The following is a 16,023-nucleotide window of genomic DNA, read 5'->3' on the forward strand; positions in this document are numbered from 1 at the left end:
GCCCCATTTGTACTCAAATCTGACTCTTCTCCAAGACGCTTATTTTGAGCTAAATCCTCGGATGGTCCATTTAAATTATTCTGTCCTGTGATGTGCTTAATATTACACTTGATGATTTAATGCATCAAAAATTGCCATGCGTACAAAAACGCCATTTGCAACTTGACTCAGTATAAAAGAATGTGCCCCGTCTGCAACATCACTGTCTATTTCAATCCCTCGATTTATAGGTCCCGGATGCATCACCATCACGCCAGGTTTAGCATAGGTCAGATTTTCTTTGGTTAGCGCAAAATCACGTCGATAAGTATCGAGATCCAAATGATCGGACTCTGCTAAACGTTCGTGTTGCACTCGCAAACAAATCACCACATCTGCATCAATTAATCCATCGCGTAAACTATGGGTGACTCGTCCATAATGCACGGTCTGTGGTTGCCAAATCTCCGGAGCAACCAAGACAAGCTCACCCACTCCCAATTGAGCACAAATACATTGAAAAGAATTCGCCACCCTTGAGTGCCTAATATTTCCTAGAATTGCTATTTTTAATTGATCCAATCGCGGTTTTCGCTCAAGTATTGTCATCATATCAAGCAAAGCTTGGCTTGGATGTGCATGGGTACCATCACCTGCATTGATTATATGGGCTAAATCCCCAATTTGTTGGGCCAAATTTTGCTGTAACCCATTCTGACGATGGCGAATTACAAAATAGTGGATTCCCATGGCAGCAAGGGTGCGAACGGTATCCTCAATGGTCTCTCCCTTGGTTTCTGAAGAGCTGTGGAGGTCGAGATTGATTACTGGCATGGATAAACGCTTTGCAGCCAACTCAAAACTTACCCGAGTTCGCGTACTGTTTTCATAAAATAAATTTGCAACCGTATATTGTGCATATGATGGATAATGATTCTGATTTTTGAAATACACCGCACGTTGTAGTATGGATTCAATTTGTTGACGTGATAATTGACTAATTTCTAAGAAATGATTCATAAAAACCTTATTTTTAACTAAACCGCTTGGACTCTGAGGTCTCTTCCCGCTTCGCTAGATTGAGCCATGAATTCATGTCATCCCGACCATAGCGAGGGATGACTTGGGTTGTATGTGGCTATGATAGTAGAATGCGGACAGACCCTATTCAGGATGTTGTAGCCATTGCTCCAGTATAACACAAGCCGCTATACTATCTACCTCAGTTTGCTTGATTTTACGATATCCACCTTGTGCAAACAATTGCTCTCTAGCCGCAACCGTTGAAAACCGTTCATCAACTAAATGAACCGGTAAAGTAAATCGCTTGCGCAATTCCTTGGCAAATCGGCGCGCAGCGGAAGTTGTGTATAATTCACTGCCATCAATACAGGTAGGAATACCTACAATTAATGCTTGCGGGGACCACTCAGCAATCACTTTGGCAACCAAATCCCAATCAGGCACACCGGATCGAGCACTCAAAGTCGCTAAAGGGGAGGCGCTGCATGTTAATTGTTGCCCTACTGCAACACCAATGCGTTTATAACCGAAATCAAAACCTATATAAACAGGACTAGGCATGGCCGACATTTGAACTGAGTTGGCTCATTCTAATCCCTAGAGTGGACCCTGCATATTCCCAACGATCTTCGAAGGGAACCTCATACAAAATCTCCGATCGATAAGGACAAACCAACCAAGTATTTTCAAGAATTTCTTTTTCCAATTGATTTTCCACCCATCCAGCATAACCTAAAGTAATTAAAACATCTTTAGGTCCTTTATCTTCTGCGATGGCACGAATAATATCATTTGATGTAGTAACCGTCACCTCATCTTGTAAAAACAAGCTGGATCGCCACCCACCAAATTGTTTATGAATCACAAATCCCCTTTCAGGTTGTACTGGCCCGCCAAACATTAAAGGCATTTTGCTTTGCTCCATACGAACTGGCTCAATATGTAACTGCTCAAAAACGATGGCAAGGGGAAATTGCATGGGGCGATTGACAATTAGACCTACAGATCCTTGTTCATGATGTTCACATATGTAAATCACTGTTCTTTCAAAATTAGGATCATTTAGAGAAGGCATTGCAATCAGCAAATGATTAGCCAACGAGCTTATAATTGCCATGAGCCCTCCCGAAGGGTTAGTTTATTGATTAGGTTTATATTAATTATATACCAATTGTATATTTTTTATTCAGAGACAATTAAAAATCATGCTCTACTGTAACCTTTACATAAAGTGTTGCTTGCTGCGAAAAAGGCCTTCCAGCGGTATAAGACACAGAGGAAGAGTCTGTATCCTCTGTTCCCTCAGGAGTTCCTAAAGAAACCCATTTATTTAATGGGACCATTAAGGTTGTATCTATATTTTGATTATCAAATTGCTGTCCGCCTGCGGGATTTTGTTGTTCACGTACTCGACGCACTTTTAACTCGACCTTTGAACCACGCATCACCGGTTGAACCAGCAATCCATTTTTTATCTGATGTTGTTCGTAAGCTATTCCCGTAAAAAATCCTGCACCTACCGAGGTGATGATTGGCACTTCTTCCCCAGTGGAGACAAAGGCAGATTCACCACTCATTACTTTAACTGATTGTGAACGCTTCACTTCGGCTGGAGACTGCGAACTATAGGTCACAGAATTTTCATTTTGTGCACTAAGCCAATTAGGGTCGCCTTGATAAATAGAAATTTTAAATGTTACGGGGGGCACATCAATTTGATGCAATACGGCTCTAATTTGGGTTAATGTCTGAGGAGCAACTTGCACAATTAAAGTTTGCCCAGAGCCACTTATTTTTTCTCCGGATTGCAACAGGGGTTGCACTAATTGAATCACTTTTTGAACAGGGACATAATGCAGTTCAATCACCTTGGTGATTAGCGTTTGCGAAAACACATTATTTGCCAACAATAATAAACCGATTAACCAAAATCGCTTCATCCCGAACTCCTTGTCCCTGATATTCATCCATGAATTTCATGTAAGGGAAAATATATTATGGTAAACCCTAATATCTGATTGTAGACCAATATAAAAGAACAAGGGAATAAAATAAAAATATTTTTAGCTTTAAGCCCTCTTCACAATTCTCTTGAAAAATCCATTGGTCAAGGAAAAAAATACTTGAACCCTAATTCAATTGTTTTGTTCCTGAAAAAGTTTGGGGTATACTTCTCCAAAATTTGCTTAAGAGATGCGAACATCATGGGTAGCATATTTAATATGTTTGGTCCTTCACCGATAAGGCCAATAGAACAACACATGCGGAAAGTACACCAATGCGCCAAGCAGCTCTACCCATTTTTTGAAGCAGTCCTAAAAAAAGATTGGATAACTGCTGATAAAATAAAAGAAAAAATAATTTCTCTCGAAAAAGAAGCTGACTTAATTAAACGAGATTTACGTCTCCACTTACCGACTGGGCTCTTCCTCCCTGTTTCGCGTACTGATCTTCTCGAGCTACTTAGTGCCCAGGATTTCATTGCGAATAAAGCAGAAGATATTGCCACACTGATTATTAGTAGGCAAATGCTCATTCCAGAGACGCTCATTCCAATTTTTATGCCTTTTTTAAGCCGTTGCCTGGATGCATCAAAACAGGCGTGTAAGGCAATCAATGAATTAGATGAATTGTTGGAAACAGGTTTCAGGGGCTCTGAAGTTAAGATTGTAGAAGAAATGATCCTAACCCTTTATGAGATTGAACATGACAGCGATGAACGTCTAACAGATATCAGGCATCGTATTTTTGAATTCGAAAAAGAATTATCTGCAATTGATGCAATTTTCCTCTATAAACTGGTCCAATGGATTGATGATTTAGCCGATGGTGCCCAACATGTGGGTAGTCGTCTTCAAATTCTAATAGCTCGGTAGTCAAATTCTATGGATTATTCAATTATATATCTTGTTATAGCGGTCATCTTGTGTTTTATGATGACTTGGGGTGTTGGTGCTAATGATTTGGCCAACGTCATGAGCACGACCATGGGCTCAAAAGCAGTTACAGTGAAACAGGCGATGCTGATCGCCATAATTTTTGAGTTTGCTGGCGCATTTTTAGGAGGGACAGGCGTTACCGAAACAATGCGTGATGGAATTATAAATTCCAGTCAACTCTCTGGACAACCCTTGATCCTAATTGAGGGTATGCTGGGGGTTTTATTGGCATGCACTATATGGATGAATCTTGCGAGTTATCTTGGAGTTCCTGTGTCGATTACCAATGCATTGGTAGGTTCCATGGTGGGTTTTGGCACCATAGTTTTAGGACCACAAGCAATCCATTGGAATCAAGTAAGTCGCATCGCCATAAGCTGGGTTACTTCTCCCATGATTTCAGGAATCACCGCTTTCGTATTATTTACCAGCATTCAACAAACTATTTTTGTCAAAAGTAATCCTTTAACTAAAGCGAAACTATATATTCCTATTTACCTTTTTCTTATCGGCTCCATTTTATCATTTATCACGGTATTTAAGGGACTCAATCATTTCCATATTCACCTGAATTTCAAACAAAATCTTGCGGTAACCTTAGCAACCAGCATCATTATTACGATTATAGGGATGATCTTTATTAAACGTATCCCCGAACATCATAGAATAAGACGTAGAGAACGTTTCATCCAAGTTGAAAAGTATTTTGCTGTACTTATGGCAATGACTGCATGTGCAATGGCTTTCGCACATGGTTCCAACGATGTAGCGTTAGCCGTCGGTCCCCTCTCAATAATCCATAGTTTGGTTATGGATTCACATCAATCTTTTAATGCCAATAATTACCCAGCTTGGATTATATTGTTAGGTGTCGTTGGTGTAGTAACTGGACTGCTGATGTATGGAAGAAAGGTAATTGAAACCGTAGGTAGTGCCATCACGGCGCTTACACCCAGCCGTGCTTTTGCAGCCACTCTTTCTGCGGCAACAACCGTTGTCGTTGCCACAAGCACAGGAATTCCAGTTTCCGCAACCCAAACATTAGTGGGGGCTGTTCTTGGGGTTGGTCTGGCACGAGGTATCGGTGCATTAAATCTGATTGTAATTCGCAACATCTTCATGTCATGGGTTCTAACTTTGCCTGCGGCGTCTATTCTAACGATTTTAGCCTATAAATTATTGCATTTTTTCCTGGGTTAAAAACTCATTTATTCCCTCATAAGAGCCGTCATCCTAAGGAGTTGAGTATGATGGGTCTCCTAGAAAGAGCATCCTAGTGATGCTCTTTTACACCATTGAGATTTTTCACTACGTATGGAATGTGTCATGGCAATCAATCGCGTTGCTTTAAGATTTTGAGGCAAGAGGTGTTGATGTTAAACGGAGGCTGAGGCGGGGAGCCCGGATTAGATAAAGTCGCAATCCGGGACTGAGGATACATTGCCGTATTAAGCTACGCTAATACGGGCTACATGATAAAAGCTTAAAACTCTTCCCAAATTTCACCTTTATCATTCTTATAATCTTTATTATCACGCATTAGAGAAATACGTTTGTGCTTATTAATTTCTTTAATTTGTGATGCGGACTTATCATGCGTTGCATCAAATTCAAATAAAAATTTGTCATAAGGACTTACATATGCTTTATCTATATCGTTTGAGTTCATAACTAATCCAAAATAACTTTAATTTAAACCAACTATTTTATAGCTTTTTCATCTAAGTTACCATTATTCTTACTTTAAAAGAATTAGAGGCGAAAAGATGAGTGTAAAAAAAGCAGAGTTACATGTTCATTTGGAAGGATCTATCACTCCTGAATTAGCAGCAAAGCTGGCTGCACGCAATAAATTAATACTCCCACAAGGCCTGGTCGCTCCTGATGGAAAAAGCTATCTATCCAAAGACTTTCTCGATTTTTTAAAAGTATACGATACGCTTGCATCCGTTATTCGATATCCTCAGGATTATTATGATATTACCTTAGATTACTTACGTGCTCGTGCTCAAGAAGATGCAATCTATGTAGAGATGATGTATTCCCCTGATCACGCTGAACTCGCCAGTAAAATCCCTTCCGCAGAACATTTGGCAGCGATTCAACAAGCAATTGATGATGCTAAAGAACAATTCGATATAATAGGACGAATTTTAATAACTGCTGTCCGACATTTTGGTGTTGAAGCAGTAGAACGAGTTGCCAAACAAGCCCATAAAGATAAATTTCCCTGCGTCACCGGATTTGGTTTAGGTGGTGATGAAGCAAAGTTCCCTCCTAAATTATTTAGCAAGGCATACCATATTGCTGCTGATGCAGGGTTACAGTGTACAGTCCATGCGGGTGAATTTGCTCCAGCAAGCGGCATGGTCGAAGCGATGGAAAATCTACCGATAAAACGCATAGGACATGGTGTCAATTCAATTTATTCACCAGAGACCATGGCTATGGTGAAAGATAGGGATATAACTCTGGAAGTTTGTCCTACAAGTAATATCTTTTTGGGATTGTTTAAGAATATGAACGAACATCCTTTTCCTAAATTTTATGATGCAGGAATAAAGGTCAGCATCAGCTCAGATGATCCTCCTTTTATGAGTACTACATTGGGTCAGGAGTATCAACGCGTCCAAAACTCCTACGGCTATAGTGATGAGATAATGAATTCTATTACTCGTATGGCGATAGACGCTGCTTTTGTTGATGAGCACACTAAAGCAGCGCTTTTGGCGAAAATTTGATAATCAGTCTTAAAATGAGGTAGCCTGGTAGCGTCAAAACTGCCAGACCCTCATCACACATTAAAACTTTTTTAAATTTCCTTATAGACTAAAATAAATAATAAATAGATAAGGAAATCTCATGCCTATTATATTATTTTGGGTGTGCTCTTTGTGCTCTTTTCATCTGCTTGCTCAATCAATTAACATTGGTACATCAGACTATGGCCCCCCTTTTCAAATCGCCGTAAAAGATAAGGCTCATTTTTATGGCTTTGAAATTGATCTGATGAGGGAAATTTGCCAACGTGCGCAACTGGACTGTCATTTCAAAATTTTTAACTTCAATGATTTATTTAATGAAATGCAAAGCAACCAGATTGACTTGGCCGTAGGAACAATTGCGATAACCCCGGATCGACAAAAAGCTTTTCTTTTCAGTCTTCCCTATCTTATAGGCGGAGGCCAATATGCAACGAAAGGCTCAAGTCCAATTAAAACGATTAAAGATATTCAGGGAAAAACCGTTGGCATAGAAAGGGGAACCATTTTTAAAGCCTGGATTGCTTCCCAATTTGGGGATGGAGTTCAAGTAAAGGAATATGACACCTTGGCTGACGTGTTACAAGCCCTCGATGACAATCATGTCGATGCCGTTTTACTTGATAGTGGTGCAGTTGAATATTGGACTGCTAATAGCAGTGGCCTTTTGAAATCAGTTGGCGAGCCAATGGGGGCCGGGTATGGCATTATGACGAATAAAAATAATGATGCGCTGATTGCTACTATCAACAAATATCTTCTTGAATTAGAAAATGATGGGACCTATTTAAAAATATACCGGCGTTATTTTTAAAAAAATTTAGCTATTTCGAAATCGATGAAAGTCTGATTAAGGCTAATCATTTCGATGCATCTCACCCAGAAGTTGCTCAATATAACGCCTGCAAGTCAATGGGTTATGTAAAAAATTAATGATGCGACGCGTACCGCCAGTGCCTGTAATACATACCATGCCATAACTTAAAATGCTTCCCAAAATTGATTGGCGGATGTCTATTGCTTCAATTTTGCTTAATGGGATATCGATCGTTTGCCTTACAATCACTCCAGTGCGAATAATCACTTGATTTCGCTTAATGGTAATGGAAGAAAAATAATAGGTCATCCATGTCATCCCAACCCATAATAAGGCTAAGGCAGCCAAACCGTATGCAATCTTACGAATGAAATCTACCTCTACATAATAAACAATTGCCAAAGCAGCACATAAACATAGGAATGGGTAAAAAAATATTATCCAATGCATTCGGGTAAAAAAAATAACATTACTATCGTAGGGCTTCTCGAACATTGATTCACCTATAATACTGAATGGTCTACTAAAAAATTATAATATTGTATTTAACTCAAATTTGCTATTCTATACTTTGCTCGAAGTATATACTAACGTTTACTCCATATTTTTCATAAAAATAAAATGCGTTCCATTAGCCGTTGCCTTAACAAACAACTTGCCGACATATGCCAACGCTCTGTTCAATTAGAAGAGCTTTCAGATAAAGTCAAGCAAATGCTTCCTGATGCCTTAGCAAATGCATGTCATGTTGGGAGTTTTAATAAAGGTTGCTTGCTATTAACAACTACTGATGCGGCCTGGGCATCCCAATTACGTTACGCTATTCCTGAATTGCGCGATAAATTACGCAAAGAGGGAGGCATGTATCAACTTTCGTCGATTAAAATAGCTGTTATTGAATCAATCACTCAATATGAAAAATCAACCCCCACTTCAAAGCATGTATTATCTGAAAAAGCGAAAGAAATTATTATAAGTGAGAGCCAACAGTGTCATTATGAACCGTTGCAAAAAGCTTTATTGCATTTAGCTGATAATGAATAATAAGCCTGGGTGCAGTAAGGCGAACCCCAGGGCTAATGAAGGTCAAAGTTTTCCCGGCTTCCGCTTCGTTGACCAAAGGCTCTAATAAATCTAAGGGTTTGTTTCCGTGAGCGCTGTTGCAAAGCGCCGGGCTACCCACTCTGAACCAAGGTATGCAAAGCAGTCGTTTAAATAATCAGTTAACTCGTCTTCTTCCATCATGTGTTCTTGACCAGGAGGTTCCACATCATGGTGAAAATAAGTTCCAAAAAAGCGCAGAGAAAAATCAACATAATCGCGTGTATGAAGAATAAATGCATGCCATACTTCATCAAGAATAAGTAATGGGCCAAAAAGATAGGACTTCTTGTCTTCTTTTGCTCTGTGCGCATTCAACCACAGCCACGCGATTAAATCGGTAAATAAGAGCCTACCTTCTTGCCGAGAAAACTCAGGATGATGATGGCAAAAATAATCGACTACTACCTGATTTTCATACTCAAGCAGATTCGATAAATCAACAAGGTTCATCCACAACACGCTTTTTTAGTACTTGGCTTTTGTGTTACATAACGCACAATTCGACAGATCATTTCTTCTTGAGTCATCATTATCTCCACGATGAGTTACAAATAAAAACGGTGCAGACAGTCTAACCAATGTTCATAATGGAAGCAATTTAATTATTATTTTCTTACTTGTTGCAAATTCTTAAGCTCTATTAAATCAGCAACTTAGACTCATCCTGAACATTCAGGATGAGCGCTAATAAGATTTACCAAATCACACAACGATTTTTATTCACCATCGGACTGTCATTGGGGATATGAAAAGCGTCCTGAAATTGTGGCATATTCGCCAAGCTGCCATTGACTCTATATTTTGCAGGTGGATGAGGATCCGTAGTTACCTGATTACGTAGTTGTTGGGGGCGAATATTCATGGCCCATACATGAGCTGTTGCAATGAAAAACTGTTGATCGGGTGTCAAACCATTAATCGTAGGTGCATTTTTATATTCTTTTGAATGCTTAAAAGCTCTATAGGCTAATGTAATACCACCTAAATCAGCGGTAGCCTCTCCTACAACCAGTTTTCCCTGCACATGCAAATTATCATCCACAACATATTGTGAAAATTGATTTACAATACATTGGGTTGCTTTTTTGAATTTTTCTAAATCACTCGGAGTCCACCAATTTTTTAAATTACCATGCCCATCAAATTGTGCCCCTTGGTCATCAAAACCATGGGTCATTTCATGTCCCATGACAAAACCAATTGCTCCATAATTGATTGCTGCAGGTGCTTTAGGATCAAAAAATGGCGATTGGAGAATTCCTGCCGGAATATTTAAATTATTCATTGAGGGGTCATAATAGGCATTAATAGTTTGTGGAGTCATTACCCACTCTGTTCTATCTATAGGTTTACCAATTTTATTTAGATCACGCTGAGTTAAAAACTCATTGGCTTTAATCACATTCAATACATAGGGACCTCTATTTACTTCCAATTTGGAATAGTCCCACCATTTGGAAGGATAGCCAACACGCTCTTCCATCAGATCGAGTTTTTTCAGCGCAGCTTTCCGAGTAGCGGGGGTCATCCAAGATAAGGTACTTATATCTTCACGTAAAACCTCGCGAATATTTTTGAGTATATCTAAAGCCTGTTTCTTGTCTTCCGGAGAAAAATACCGAGCCACATACATTTTACCTATAGCAAAACCTAATGCACTATTTTCTGTACTCACTACTCTTTTCCATCGAGGCAATATTTTCTCAGCACCTGTCAAAACAGCGACCATTTTAAAATTTTGATCGACAAAAGGTTTTGATAAGTAGGCAGCAAATGCATCAATTAAATGCCAACGAAGATAAATTTTCCAATCATCTAGAGAAACCGTTTTTAATTGGGTATTCATATCCTTAAAAAAATCTGGCATCGCAAGATTAATGCTTTTAATCTGAGCTTGTCCCATTGTTGAAAAATAGGCGGGCCATGAAAAATCAGGAGTTATTTTGTTGAGTTGTGCTCTATCCATAATATGATAAACCGCATGGGGATCACGTTGATCCACTTGCGACATAGAAACCTTTGCCATTTGCGTTTCTAATTTCATCACGGTATTGGCTTCCGTTGCTGCTTTATCAGGAGCATCACCCAATAATTCAAACATCTTGGCAATGTGCTTGACATAGGCTTCACGTATGAGTTTAAACTTAGCATCTTCTTTCAAATAATAATCACGATCAGGCAAACCCAATCCACCTTGTGTCGCTGCACCAATCATCTTTTCACTGTTTTTAAAATCTTGCATGCTCCCGAAATTAAAAAAAACATCGACACCAATTTGATGCAGGTGCGCTATTTCATTTTGCAAATCGGTTAAACTTTTTAATTGGTCAATGCGATCAAACTCGGGCTGGAGGGGTTTAATACCCAATTGATTAATACTCTGTTCATCCATTCCACTATAATAAAAATCACCTACTTTTTGTTCAATGCTGCCTGGTTTGGCTTGGGTATTTTCTGAGGCTTTGATTAACATTTGATGAATGATATTTTGGACTCGTTCACTAATGATGTTAAAGCTTCCCCAACTTGAATAGTCTGCTGGAATTGGATTGTTTTTTTGCCAGTTACCGTTAGCATAAGAATAAAAATTCATTGCCGGTGAAATATTAGTATCCAACCAATTGATATGAACTGCTTCTTCAGCCGTAGTTTTTTGTGGTTCTGTGCCTGCCGGATAGATTGATGAACTGCACAACAAAGCAAAAGTAAAAAGGCCCATATTAAGTTTCATGCCACAACGCTCCTTTGCCAATCTTTATGTTAATTCATTAAGAATGAACATAAAATGTAGCACAGATGGAGGCAAAAACATAACTAGTAAGAAGAGTTGTACGATATTATCATCTATCTTTAGGAAGCTTTGTGTTCTGCCAAAGCCAAGCGCCATACTTAGGTTTAATCAAACGGTTGGATTTGAGTGAAGAGGATGTCAAATATAACCTTTCTGATATGAGGCTGGGCTCTTAGTGTTTCACCTGGGTTTCGATTTGGTCTCCACCCAGGCTGTCTTGTTAGGCTTCGACAGGAAAAAATTGAGTATGTATTTTAGGAAGATATTCTTCCGTATCAAAGCTAGTATATTCCCAGGCGTCTTGTCTCACCATTAATTCACGCAATAGTCTGTTATTCAATTCGTGGCCTGATTTGTAGCCTTCAAATGCACCGATCAAACTTGAACCTAAGAGGTACAAGTCACCGATTGCATCCAATACCTTATGGGAAACAAATTCGGATTCAAAGCGAAGACCATCATCATTAAGGACACGATAGTCGTCAACAACAATCGCATTATCTAAACTTCCGCCTTTAGCTAAATCGCATTCCCTTAATTTTTCATAATCGGAAAGGAATCCAAATGTACGTGCTCGGCATACCTCTTTAACATAAGAAGTTGTAGAAAAATCAAAACTTACGGTTTGTGGCTTATCATTAAAAGCCGGATGATCAAAATCAATCGTGAAGGAAATTTTATAGCCATTATAGGGATAAAATTGGACAAATTTGCCATTGTCTTCCACGCGGATAGGCTTAAGAATACGAATGTATTTTTTAGGTGCATTTTGCTCACGGATCCCTGCTGATTGAATCAGAAAAACAAAAGGAGCAGCACTACCATCCATAATCGGTAATTCAGGAGCATTGACATCAATATAAGCATTGTCAATTCCCAAACCAGCTAGAGCGGAAAGTAAATGTTCCACAGTTGCAATTTTAACTGGTCCTTGATGTAAGGTGGTACATAACATCGTATCACCAACATTCTCATAAGATGCTAATATTTCCACTACAGGTGAAAGGTCTACGCGTCTAAAAACTATGCCTGTATTTACAGGAGCAGGTCTCAAGGTTAAAAGCACTTTTTCACCGGAATGCAATCCTACCCCAGTTGCCTGGATCACCTTTTTAGGAGTTCTTTGATTTGTCATTCAGTGCTCACCTTGTTCCTCATAATATCATTCTTTTTAATTGTTTTATTCTGCACGCAAAACTTCGTGATCCTAACAATATTTTAATCTTTAGTCTAATTATTTTTGTATTAAAGACTTTAAATTCCCTCCATCGGCACTGCTCCGGATGAAGGGTTAAATTATTTATGCCTCTTCTTGCCGACGTAAAAACGCAGGGATATCCAGATAATCCACATCGGGAACACTGTCACCTTGTTGTTTTACCCCAGCAGACATACTTGATTGGGCTTTACGCACAACCGCTGGCCTATCTAGTTGCTGATAGTCCAAAGAACCATCACTACGTGTCGTTTCGATTAAACGTGCACGATGAGATTGTTGTGGCTGCATTTGCTGATGACGCTGTCTTGCATCGCCCAAACCAGTCACAATCACGGTGACACGCATTTCATCGGTCATTTCAGGATCGATTACTGTTCCAACTACTACAGTGGCATCATCAGAAATAAACTCTTTGACTACATCGCCAACTTCTTCAAATTCACCGATTGACATATCCAAGCCAGCAGTAATATTCACCAGGATTCCGCGAGCACCAGAAAAATTCACATCTTCCAGCAAAGGAGAGGCAATTGCGGCTTCAGCAGCTTGACGCGCTCTTTGCTCACCTACAGCGCTTCCGGTACCCATCATCGCCATACCCATTTCTGACATCACTGTACGTACGTCGGCAAAGTCCACATTGATCAAACCTGGGCGAGTAATTAAATCAGAAATACCTTTCACTGCACCAAGTAAAACATTATTAGCCGCTTTAAATGCGTTGAGTAAACTAATGTTCTTACCCAAGACACTGAGTAATTTATTGTTAGGAATAGTGATTAATGAATCAACATGTTCCGCTAAACGACGAATTCCTTCCTCAGCAGCCAATGCTCTTTGTTTGCCTTCAAATGAGAAGGGTTTGGTCACGACAGCTACAGTTAAGATACCTAATTCTTTGGCAATTTCCGCAAAAACTGGGGCTGCACCGGTTCCGGTTCCACCACCCATTCCTGCGGTAATGAATACCATATCGGCTCCACTTAAAATTTCTCGAATATGGTCTCTATCTTCTTCTGCTGCTTCGCGACCTATTTGTGGGTTTGCACCAGCACCTAAACCTTTAGTCAGCTCGTCACCTAATTGAATGTGTATTTTTGCATTTGAGCCTCTCAATGCTTGAGCATCGGTATTCGCACAAATAAACTCTACTCCATCAATATTTTCTGCAACCATATGTTCAACAGCATTACCACCGCCGCCGCCAACACCAACGACCTTAATTACTGCATTATTACCATGCTGTTGGCCTTCCATTAATTCAAACATAACCCTGCTCCCCTCACATGTTTATTCTTTTGTAACGAATCACCTAGTGTTTAGATAAGTGAATGGTTACTATTCTTTTACAAAAAACCGGCAGTGTCGCCTTCAATGATTAATTACCGGTTTTCGTTTTAAACGTTATTTGTAACCTAAAAATTACCCTGGAACCATTCTTTCATACGTGCCCACAAACTTTGGGTGTTATCATTCATTTTTGGTACATTGTAGCTCGATTCATATTGTTGTTGGTATCCTCGCAGCAACAAACCTACGCCCGTAGCAAATGAAGGATTTTCAGTGGCTTCAGCCAATCCAGAAACATAATGAGCACACCCTTTTCTTACTGGCATTTCAAAACAAAGCTCTGCAAGTTCGATACCCCCTTTGACATTGGAAGCGCCGCCAGTTAAAACAATACCTGCAGCCATTCTGTCTTCAAAGCCACTACGTCGTAATTCATTACGTACTAAGGTAAACAGTTCTTCATAGCGTGCCGCAACGACATCGGATAGAGCTTTAGCTGATATTTTTCTTCCAGGTCTGTCATTAACACTGGCAACTTCCAACATATGGTCTGGATTCGCTAACTCAGTTAATGCGCATGCGTGATTCAATTTAATCGATTCAGCTGCTTTTGTAGGCGTACGCAGAGCCATAGCGATATCATTAGTCACTTGATCTCCTGCGATAGGAATTACGGCTGTATGTTGAATTGCTCCTTCGCAAAATATGGCAATATCCGTAGTACCACCACCAATATCAATCAAGCAAACGCCCAAATCTTTTTCATCTTCAGTTAAAACTGCATGACTGGAAGCCAATTGTTCAAGAATAATATCATTCACTTCTAAACCGCAACGACGCACACATTTCACAATATTTTGTGCAGCACTTACAGAGCCAGTAACAATATGCACACGAGATTCAAGACGTACTCCCGCCATACCTATAGGTTCGCGAATACTGCCTTGGTGATCGATAATAAATTCTTGAGGCAAGACATGCAGAATTTTTTGATCCGCAGGTATCGCTACGGCTTTAGCTGCATCAATCACACGTTCGACGTCAGCTTGTGATACTTCTTTATCACGAATAGCCACAATTCCGTGCGAATTGAGGCTGCGAATATGACTACCAGCAATACCTGCATAGACAGTCCTCACCTCACATCCAGCCATAAGTTCCGCTTCTTGAACAGCACGTTGGATGGAATTTACAGTAGCCTCTATATCAACCACAACCCCACGTTTTAGACCACGCGAGGGATGACGACCTATGCCAATAATTTCTATTGCGCCATCAGATGTCACTTCTCCAATTAATGCAATTATTTTTGAAGTTCCAATGTCCAATCCAGTGATAATATCTTTTTCTATTTTTTTTGCCATTATCGTTCCGTTTGTTGTTTCCACTGCACTGCCATACCACGTGGATAACGCAGGTCCACGCTAGACAATTGCTCAATTTTTTCAGCAAACACTGCAGGGTATGCTTTACAAAAACGCAGCAATCGTTCCTCTAACTCTTTCTTTCCTAAATATATTTTTATATCATTGCTCAAAAGCAATACCCAGGATTGGTTTTCCCGTAAATGCAGTCCAGTAGCGTTTACCCCATACATTGATAATATCTTACTCAATTTTTCGTAAACTTGTAAGACTTCTGCTTGTTGAGATGGAGGTCCTTTTAATTGAGGGATGTTTAAACCCGCTGGAACGGCCCCCTCATTGAATAATCTTCCGTCCTCAGTCATCAAGGCATTATCCCAAATTGCAACTGGTTTTTTTTCAACAAGTCTTATTTTCAATGTATCTGGCCAAACACGCTCTACGGTTGCAGTATCTATCCAGTTCATTTCGTTTAACTCTTTTTGTAACTCACTTACTGATACAGTAAAAAAACTAGCGCTTAAATATTTTCCTAATACCGCTTCCAGCTCTTTATGGGTTACATGCTCGTAATTTGCGGCTACTTTGATTGTGGTAATTGGAAACCGTTCCGCATCAGATAAATAGTAATAGCCCAGTCGAAAAGCCAAGAACACGGCACTTAAACTTAATACCAATAACCATGAGATATAACGCAAATTTCCAGAGTCAACGTCCCTATTTTTATTCATGGCG

Annotated in this window: 17 protein-coding genes; 5 read left to right on the top strand and 12 right to left on the bottom strand. The window is 39.6% G+C overall.

Annotated features, from left to right (window positions below):
* Nucleotides 1-102: 102 nt before the first annotated feature.
* The 4 genes from OQJ13_RS05625 to OQJ13_RS05640 all read right to left on the bottom strand — a co-directional run bounded on the left by OQJ13_RS05625 (nucleotide 103) and on the right by OQJ13_RS05640 (nucleotide 2,942).
* On the bottom strand, nucleotides 103-999 hold the full coding sequence (locus OQJ13_RS05625; protein WP_265709782.1) for an aspartate carbamoyltransferase catalytic subunit: 897 nt from the start codon (nucleotides 997-999) through the stop codon (nucleotides 103-105).
* A gap of 144 nt (nucleotides 1,000-1,143) precedes the next feature.
* The gene (gene ruvX / locus OQJ13_RS05630; protein ID WP_265709783.1) at nucleotides 1,144-1,563 is read right to left on the bottom strand and encodes a Holliday junction resolvase RuvX; all 420 of its coding nucleotides are present in this window, start codon (nucleotides 1,561-1,563) and stop codon (nucleotides 1,144-1,146) included.
* On the bottom strand, nucleotides 1,556-2,119 hold the full coding sequence (locus OQJ13_RS05635; RefSeq protein ID WP_028380972.1) for a YqgE/AlgH family protein: 564 nt from the start codon (nucleotides 2,117-2,119) through the stop codon (nucleotides 1,556-1,558). Before OQJ13_RS05635 ends, ruvX begins: the two co-directional genes overlap by 8 nt.
* 79 nt (nucleotides 2,120-2,198) lie before the next feature.
* Entirely contained in the window at nucleotides 2,199-2,942 is a 744-nt protein-coding gene (locus tag OQJ13_RS05640) for a type II/III secretion system protein (protein WP_265709785.1), read from the bottom strand.
* A 264-nt stretch (nucleotides 2,943-3,206) separates the two neighbouring features.
* On the opposite strand from OQJ13_RS05640, the gene OQJ13_RS05645 reads away from it, so the two are divergent.
* Entirely contained in the window at nucleotides 3,207-3,878 is a 672-nt protein-coding gene (locus OQJ13_RS05645) for a TIGR00153 family protein (protein WP_265709786.1), read from the top strand.
* Between the two features lie 9 nt (nucleotides 3,879-3,887).
* Nucleotides 3,888-5,141 carry an inorganic phosphate transporter gene (locus OQJ13_RS05650; RefSeq protein WP_265709787.1) on the top strand — a complete coding sequence of 418 codons (1,254 nt, stop codon included), beginning with the start codon at nucleotides 3,888-3,890 and terminating at the stop codon, nucleotides 5,139-5,141.
* A 283-nt stretch (nucleotides 5,142-5,424) separates the two neighbouring features.
* Here the strand turns inward: OQJ13_RS05650 and OQJ13_RS05655 are convergent, their stop codons facing one another.
* Complete coding sequence (locus OQJ13_RS05655; RefSeq protein ID WP_265709788.1) at nucleotides 5,425-5,610, bottom strand: CBU_0585 family protein; 186 nt, start codon at nucleotides 5,608-5,610, stop codon at nucleotides 5,425-5,427.
* Between the two features lie 97 nt (nucleotides 5,611-5,707).
* Here OQJ13_RS05655 and OQJ13_RS05660 point away from each other — a divergent pair, with 97 nt between their 5' ends.
* Nucleotides 5,708-6,682, top strand: coding sequence for an adenosine deaminase (locus tag OQJ13_RS05660; RefSeq protein WP_265709789.1), 975 nt, complete (start codon nucleotides 5,708-5,710; stop codon nucleotides 6,680-6,682).
* Between the two features lie 121 nt (nucleotides 6,683-6,803).
* A complete protein-coding gene (locus OQJ13_RS05665) occupies nucleotides 6,804-7,517 on the top strand; it encodes a transporter substrate-binding domain-containing protein (RefSeq protein WP_265709790.1) in 714 nt (237 codons plus the stop codon).
* 42 nt (nucleotides 7,518-7,559) lie between these two features.
* On the opposite strand, the gene OQJ13_RS05670 is transcribed toward OQJ13_RS05665, so the two are convergent.
* Complete coding sequence (locus OQJ13_RS05670; RefSeq protein ID WP_265709792.1) at nucleotides 7,560-8,015, bottom strand: PH domain-containing protein; 456 nt, start codon at nucleotides 8,013-8,015, stop codon at nucleotides 7,560-7,562.
* A 126-nt stretch (nucleotides 8,016-8,141) separates the two neighbouring features.
* Here OQJ13_RS05670 and OQJ13_RS05675 point away from each other — a divergent pair, with 126 nt between their 5' ends.
* Entirely contained in the window at nucleotides 8,142-8,564 is a 423-nt protein-coding gene (locus OQJ13_RS05675) for a DUF721 domain-containing protein (RefSeq protein ID WP_265709794.1), read from the top strand.
* A 90-nt stretch (nucleotides 8,565-8,654) separates the two neighbouring features.
* Here the strand turns inward: OQJ13_RS05675 and OQJ13_RS05680 are convergent, their stop codons facing one another.
* The 6 genes from OQJ13_RS05680 to OQJ13_RS05705 form a co-directional block, all read right to left on the bottom strand.
* A complete protein-coding gene (locus OQJ13_RS05680) occupies nucleotides 8,655-9,074 on the bottom strand; it encodes a hypothetical protein (RefSeq protein WP_265709796.1) in 420 nt (139 codons plus the stop codon).
* A 244-nt stretch (nucleotides 9,075-9,318) separates the two neighbouring features.
* Entirely contained in the window at nucleotides 9,319-11,355 is a 2,037-nt protein-coding gene (locus OQJ13_RS05685; protein WP_265709798.1) for a M13 family metallopeptidase, read from the bottom strand.
* A 280-nt stretch (nucleotides 11,356-11,635) separates the two neighbouring features.
* Nucleotides 11,636-12,550 carry a UDP-3-O-acyl-N-acetylglucosamine deacetylase gene (lpxC, locus tag OQJ13_RS05690; protein WP_265709800.1) on the bottom strand — a complete coding sequence of 305 codons (915 nt, stop codon included), beginning with the start codon at nucleotides 12,548-12,550 and terminating at the stop codon, nucleotides 11,636-11,638.
* Between the two features lie 165 nt (nucleotides 12,551-12,715).
* Complete coding sequence (ftsZ, locus tag OQJ13_RS05695) at nucleotides 12,716-13,903, bottom strand: cell division protein FtsZ (protein WP_265709802.1); 1,188 nt, start codon at nucleotides 13,901-13,903, stop codon at nucleotides 12,716-12,718.
* Nucleotides 13,904-14,049: 146 nt separating this feature from the next.
* Nucleotides 14,050-15,288: a cell division protein FtsA gene (gene ftsA, locus OQJ13_RS05700; RefSeq protein WP_265709803.1), complete on the bottom strand. Its 1,239-nt coding sequence runs from the start codon at nucleotides 15,286-15,288 to the stop codon at nucleotides 14,050-14,052.
* Nucleotides 15,288-16,019: a cell division protein FtsQ/DivIB gene (locus tag OQJ13_RS05705; protein ID WP_265709804.1), complete on the bottom strand. Its 732-nt coding sequence runs from the start codon at nucleotides 16,017-16,019 to the stop codon at nucleotides 15,288-15,290. The genes ftsA and OQJ13_RS05705 overlap by 1 nt, the downstream gene beginning before the upstream one ends.
* Between the last annotated feature and the right edge of the window lie 4 nt (nucleotides 16,020-16,023).

The sequence above is a fragment of the Legionella sp. PATHC035 genome, from assembly GCF_026191115.1.
GTDB lineage: Bacteria > Pseudomonadota > Gammaproteobacteria > Legionellales > Legionellaceae > Legionella.

Bases quoted from the DNA above. Each gene is read 5' to 3' on its own strand.
- lpxC (WP_265709800.1), bottom strand. From the start codon at position 12,550: ATGACAAATCAAAGAACTCCTAAAAAGGTGATCCAGGCAACTGGGGTA.
- ftsA (WP_265709803.1), bottom strand. From the start codon at position 15,288: ATGGCAAAAAAAATAGAAAAAGATATTATCACTGGATTGGACATTGGA.
- OQJ13_RS05705 (WP_265709804.1), bottom strand. From the start codon at position 16,019: ATGAATAAAAATAGGGACGTTGACTCTGGAAATTTGCGTTATATCTCA.
- ftsZ (WP_265709802.1), bottom strand. From the start codon at position 13,903: ATGTTTGAATTAATGGAAGGCCAACAGCATGGTAATAATGCAGTAATT.
- OQJ13_RS05685 (WP_265709798.1), bottom strand. From the start codon at position 11,355: ATGAAACTTAATATGGGCCTTTTTACTTTTGCTTTGTTGTGCAGTTCA.
- OQJ13_RS05640 (WP_265709785.1), bottom strand. From the start codon at position 2,942: ATGAAGCGATTTTGGTTAATCGGTTTATTATTGTTGGCAAATAATGTG.
- OQJ13_RS05655 (WP_265709788.1), bottom strand. From the start codon at position 5,610: ATGAACTCAAACGATATAGATAAAGCATATGTAAGTCCTTATGACAAA.
- OQJ13_RS05650 (WP_265709787.1), top strand. From the start codon at position 3,888: ATGGATTATTCAATTATATATCTTGTTATAGCGGTCATCTTGTGTTTT.
- OQJ13_RS05625 (WP_265709782.1), bottom strand. From the start codon at position 999: ATGAATCATTTCTTAGAAATTAGTCAATTATCACGTCAACAAATTGAA.
- OQJ13_RS05680 (WP_265709796.1), bottom strand. From the start codon at position 9,074: ATGAACCTTGTTGATTTATCGAATCTGCTTGAGTATGAAAATCAGGTA.
- OQJ13_RS05635 (WP_028380972.1), bottom strand. From the start codon at position 2,119: ATGGCAATTATAAGCTCGTTGGCTAATCATTTGCTGATTGCAATGCCT.
- OQJ13_RS05670 (WP_265709792.1), bottom strand. From the start codon at position 8,015: ATGTTCGAGAAGCCCTACGATAGTAATGTTATTTTTTTTACCCGAATG.
- OQJ13_RS05675 (WP_265709794.1), top strand. From the start codon at position 8,142: ATGCGTTCCATTAGCCGTTGCCTTAACAAACAACTTGCCGACATATGC.
- OQJ13_RS05665 (WP_265709790.1), top strand. From the start codon at position 6,804: ATGCCTATTATATTATTTTGGGTGTGCTCTTTGTGCTCTTTTCATCTG.
- OQJ13_RS05645 (WP_265709786.1), top strand. From the start codon at position 3,207: ATGGGTAGCATATTTAATATGTTTGGTCCTTCACCGATAAGGCCAATA.
- OQJ13_RS05660 (WP_265709789.1), top strand. From the start codon at position 5,708: ATGAGTGTAAAAAAAGCAGAGTTACATGTTCATTTGGAAGGATCTATC.
- ruvX (WP_265709783.1), bottom strand. From the start codon at position 1,563: ATGCCTAGTCCTGTTTATATAGGTTTTGATTTCGGTTATAAACGCATT.